The 5,979-nt window shown below is 42.8% G+C and carries 2 protein-coding genes; both read right to left on the reverse strand.

The annotated features are described in order from the left end of the window. Positions 1-5,216 (reverse strand): DUF4347 domain-containing protein (locus O9324_RS15010; RefSeq protein ID WP_288140596.1); only part of this gene is annotated, 5,216 nt, incomplete at its 3' end. 229 nt (positions 5,217-5,445) lie between these two features. Next, positions 5,446-5,823, reverse strand: coding sequence for a hypothetical protein (locus O9324_RS15015; protein WP_288140597.1), 378 nt, complete (start codon positions 5,821-5,823; stop codon positions 5,446-5,448). Positions 5,824-5,979 lie beyond the last annotated feature (156 nt).

The raw sequence follows: 5,979 nt of genomic DNA on the forward strand, positions 1-5,979 counted from the left end.
ACGGTTTCTGCTGCTAAAGTTTGCCAACCTGGGTAGATATTTGTGGTAATTTGAGTCCCCCCATTTTTGATGGCGATGGGGTTATTATTACCAATTTGAGCATAAAGTTTATTAGTCGCGTCTTTGACTAATTTGGTGTTACCGAAGGTTTCGATTGGGGTGACACTGATATCATCATTGGTAATTGTTCCCGTAACTGGAGTGGTAGTCCCAACTGCATATCCTGTCCCAGAAGCGAGGGTTAAAATGACTGTTTCATCGGGTTCAACTGTGGTATCAGCAGTGGGGTCAACAGTTACCGTCGCGGTCGCTGAATTAGCAGCAAAGGTGACACTGGTGGGAATAGAAGCGTAATCGGTTCCATTGGTTGCTGTCCCACCAATAATATAGTTAACCGTTAAAGGATTAGTTGTTACTCCGCTACGAGTGAAGGTATAGACTAAGTTAGTTGTCCCATCTTCTGTCACACTACTGGGAGCAACCGCAAGAGTAATACTAGGGAAATCATCATTGGTAATTGTTCCCGTCACTGGAGTGGTAGTCCCAACTGTATAATCTGTCCCAGAAGCGAGGGTTAAAATGACTGTTTCATCACTTTCAACTGTGGTATCAGCAGTGGGGTCAACAGTTACAGTCGCGGTCGCTGAATTAGCGGCAAAGGTGACACTGGTGGGAATAGAAGCGTAATCGGTTCCATTGGTTGCTGTCCCCCCAACTGTATAGTTAACCGTTAAAGCATTACTTGTTACTCCACTACGAGTGAAGGTATAAATGAGATTGGTTGTTCCGTCTTCTGTCACACTTGCGGGGGAAACTGCTAGGGTGATACTGGTATCATCATTGGTAATTGTTCCCGTAACTGGAGTGGTAGTCCCAACTGCATATCCTGTCCCAGAAGCGAGGGTTAAAATAACGGTTTCGTTACTTTCTACTATTGTGTCAGCAGTGGGGTCTATTGTGACTTTAGCAGTGGTTGAACCAGCAGCAAAGGTGACACTGGTGGGGATAGAAGTGTAATCGGTTCCATTGGTTGCTGTCCCTTCAACTGTATAGTTGACAGTTAAAGCATCAGTGGTTACTCCACTACGAGTGAAGGTATAAATGAGATTAGCTGTCCCATCTTCAGTAACACTACTAGGAGAAACTGCAAGAGTAACAGTTTGTGAACTGGTAAACTGACTCACATCAATAATCTGCAATCCGCCTTCACGCGCAGCTACATAAGCATAACTACCGACTACTTTCACATCAAAAGCATAGTCATAGTCGTTTTTATAATTACCTTTGATAGTGGGATTAGTAGGGTTGCTGATGTCGATGATTTGCAGTCCACCTCCTCCAGCAGCTAGATATGCGTAATTCCCTACTACTTGCACATCAGTAGCCTCGCCGGAACTATAATAATTGCCTTTTAATATGGGGTTGGTGGGATTGCTGATGTCGATGATTTGCAGTCCTGAATCACGAGCAGCTACATAAGCATAATTTCCCACTACTTCCACATCCCTAGCATTGCCGGAAGTATTATAAATGCCTTTTAATATGGGGTTGGTAGGATTGCTGATGTCGATGATTTGCAGTCCTGAAAAATAATCAGCTATATAAGCATAATTTCCTACTACCTGTACACCATCAGCAAAACCAGAACTATCATCATAACTGCCTTTTAATGTGGGGTTGGTGGGATTGCTGATGTCGATGATTTGCAGTAATGAATTCCCATTAGCCAAATATGCGTAATTCCCCACTACTTGCACATCAACGACTGCACTAAAATTGTCATAATTACCGATGAAAGTGGGGTTAGTGGGGTCACTGATGTTGATAATTTGTAGTCCTGAACTCCCATCAGCTAGATATGCGTAATTCCCCACTACTTCCACATCCCAAGCGCCGTCAGTATCATAATTGCCTTTGAGAATGGGGTTAGTGGGGTTACTGATGTCGATGATTTGCAGTCCTGAATCATAATCAGCCAAATATGCGTAATTTCCCACTACTTCCACACCAAAAGCCCATCCAGGAGTATCATATTTGCTGATGAAAGTGGGGGTAGGGGGGTTGATATCGTCATTAATTGTTCCCGTCACTGTGGTGGTCGTCCCCACTGTATAACCAGTCCCCGAAGCGAGGGTTAAAGTTACAGTTTCATCCGGGTCAGCTATATTATCTACTGTCGGGTCAATTGTTACGGTAGCATTATTAGCATTAGCGGCGAAAGTAACTGTCCCTGTTGTCCCATTAAAACTCGCTGCACCGGTTTGGGTATAGTCTGTATTAAAGGTAGCTGTACCCCCAACTGTATAGTTAACTGTCAAAGCATTAGTTGTTACACCGTCGCGGTAGAAGAAGTAAGCTAAGTTGGTTGTCCCATCTTCGGTGACAAGACTAGGAGAAACCTGAAGAGTAACACGGGTATCATCATTGAGAATCGTTCCCGTCACTGGAGTAGTTGTTCCAACTGTATAGTCAGTCCCAGAAGTGAGGGTTAAGCTGACGGTTTCGTCATCTTCAACTGTGGTATCTGCTGTGGGGTCAATTGTTACAGTTGCAGTCGCAGAATTAGCAGCAAAAGTCACTGTTCCTGTTTCATTTGAGTAATTTGGGAAACTGGCTGCACCAGTTTGACTGTAATCTGTGTTAAAGATGGCTGTTTTCCACGAGTCTGTATCATCGACTGTTTTAAAATTGACCGTCAAAGGATTGGTTGTGTCTCCTGTGCGGGTGAAAGTGTAAACTAAATTAGTTGTTCCATCTTCAGTAACACTGGTGGTGGAAACTGCTAAGGTGACACTTGGTAAAGGCGATGGGTTATTGAAGTCGCTCACATCAATAATTTGCAGTCCTGAATACCCATCAGCTACATAAGCGTAATTGCCGACTATTTGCACACCCTCAGCATAGCCAGTAATATAATTATCCACAAGGGTAGGAGCGGCTGGATTGCTGATGTCGATAATTTGCAGTCCTGACCCATCAGCTACATAAGCATAGTTGCCTACTATTTGCACATCCTTAGCATAGCTAGCATCATAATTACCCACAAGAGTGGGAGCGGCTGGGTTGCTAATATCGATGATTTGCAGTCCTGAATCATAATCAGCTACATAAGCATAGTCACCGACTATTTCCACATCAAAAGCAATGCCAGAAGTATCATAATTACCTTTTAAAATTGGAACAAAGCCGAACATAAAGTCGTAGTTGCTGATGTCGAGGATTTGCAGTCCTGAATCACCAGCAGCTACATAAGCGTAGTTGCCGACTACTTGTACATCAAGAAACCCACTATCATTATAATCATAATAGCCGCCGCTGAAAGTGGGATTACTAGGGTTACTGATGTCGATGATTTGCAGTCCTGAACTCCCAGCTACATAAGCATAGTTACCGACTACTTCGACACCATCAGCATAACCAGAAGTATCATAATTACCCTTGAGAGTGGGGGTTGTCGGATTGCTAATGTCGATAATTTGCAGTCCGTAATAATCATTAGCTACATAAGCGTAGTTACCGACTATTTGTACATTCCAAGCCCAGCCAGGAGTATCATAATTACCCTTGAGAGTGGGGTTAGTAGGGTTGCTAATATCGATGATTTGTAGTCGTCCTGAACTACCATCTACAACATAAGCGTAATTCCCGACTACTTCGACACCATCAGCATAATCAGAAGTATCATAATTACCCACAAGAGTGGGAGTATCTGGGTTGCTGATGTTGATGATTTGCAGTCCTGAAGCCCAATCAGCCACATAAGCGTAGTTGCCGACTATTTCCACACCATAAGCCGAGCCAGAAGTATCATAATTACCTACAAGAGTAGGAGCGGCTGGGTTGCTGATGTCGATGATTTGTAGTCCTGAATTCCCATCAGATACATAAGCATAGTTACCGACTACTTGCACACCAGTAGCAGCGTCAGGAGTATTATAATTACCCTTGAGAGTGGGGTTAGTAGGGTTGCTAATATCGATGATTTGCAGTCCTGAAGTCCAATCAGCTACATAAGCATAGTTGCCGACTATTTGCACACCCCAAGCCCTGCCAGGAGTATCATAATTACCCACAAGAGTGGGTGCGGCTGGGTTGCTGATGTTCATGATTTGCAGTCCTCTACTATCAGAGGCCATATAAGCGTAGTTACCGACTACTTCCACATCATCAGCAAAAACGCCATAATAACGGCTCTTGAGAGTAGGTGTTGTCGGATTGCTAATGTCCATGATGTACAGTCCTAGCCCATCAGCTACATAAGCGTAATTCCCCACTACTTCCACAGCCAAAGTCTGGATAAAAGGGATATCAGTATCGGCCTGATAATTACTTTTCAGAATAGGGTTAGTGGGGTTGCTGATGTCGATGATGTACAGTCCTGACCAAAACTCAGCTACATAAGCGTAGTTCCCGACTATTTTCACATCCCGAGCATAGCCAGAAGTATTAGCATAATTGCCGACGAAAGTTGGAACAGAGTTACTAATATCAATAATTTCTAATGTATCCCCCACCGCGTAGGCGTAGTTACCTACTACTGTCACCGCATTGGCAAAGCTTAAACGATCCCACCTTCCAACTAAAGAAAGAGCAAATACTCCCTCATAAGTCGCTAAAGTCTCCCCATCAAACGCCAAAGAAATATTCAAATCTTGCTCACTTTCAGCGGGAGAAACCATTACCTCTAACTCCCAATTTCCTCCTCCTCGACTACTTCCTGTAGGTGTCGCTGAAGCCATCACCGTCGCACCCGTCAACTGATGCAACTTCTCAATAAATTCTTCTCCTGCATCTCCCGCCGCGACCTGACAACCGTACAGTAGAATATGATGAATATTTGCCCAATTCTGTAACTGTTGGCGGTAATCGTAAATATTTGTTAAATTGAGTTGACAATTCCCTAAATATAAGCATCCCGGCGCACCATGGGAAACGAGGTGAATGGTGGTAATCTGGGGATTTTGTTGTAAAAAAGCGGATATTTGTTCGATTCCGTCTTGATTGGCAGAGAGAATAACGGTGGCGACTTCTGGAATTACTCCAGCTTGGAGGGTTTGATAATCGGTAATACCAGCATCGAGGAAAACTACGGTAGCGGTTAAACCCTGATTTCTCGCACTATTCACCTGATTAGCTTGACTCAAGCCATCAGATTGAGCAAAATTAAACAAAACATCTTCAACAGCAGGAAGGCTCGGCAAAAGAGTGGGAGTCATGACGTTGACCTAGAAAGATTACTACGGCTATTTTATGCAAAGAATCCTGAATCTTTCAAGATACCTGTAACAGAAATTAACATTTATTACAAGAAACCGGGTTTCTCAAAGGAACAAGAAAACGGGTTTCTCAAAGAAAGCGGGTTTCTCAAAGAGGTTCTCGCAGAAACCCGTTTTCTGCAATTTAGAAAACGGGTTTCTCAAAGAGTTTCTCAAAGAAACCCGTTTTCTAGATATTGATTTTAGCCAAAGACTGCTTAAATTCTGCGAGAGAATTAGCAGTAGCTGCTAATTTTAGTAGCTCTTCTAAGATGGTAGGGTTAGTCATTTTGCCGATTATCTCTTCAATTTCTGAAGAAATTTGTCCAAACCGCACAGTTAAAACTGTTTTTATGTCATCGCGGCTTTTTTCTAACGCGCCAATTTCCTTACCAATTTCCTTACCAATTTCCTTGCCAATTTCCTTGCCAATTTCCTTGCCAATTTCCTTACCCTGTTCTATTCCTCGTAACTCCATATTACTAATTAAAGGCATGGTTCTTTCCTCCTCAAATTGTTTAATTTTACTCTCTAAACTTGACTGCAATTCGAGGGACAAAGTCATCATATTGTCGATGATTTCAAACAGTTTACTAAGTAAGGTAGGTATTACCCACACTACTTATTTATGATGATACTAAAAGACTTCCTACACTCCTCAAAAGAATTTACTATAAGTGCGGCTTTTAACATCTCTTCTAAAACCGAAATAACTGAAGCATCA

Origin of the sequence: Microcystis sp. LE19-84.1B (assembly GCF_027531875.1) — a bacterium.
Taxonomy (GTDB): Bacteria; Cyanobacteriota; Cyanobacteriia; order Cyanobacteriales; family Microcystaceae; genus Microcystis; species Microcystis panniformis.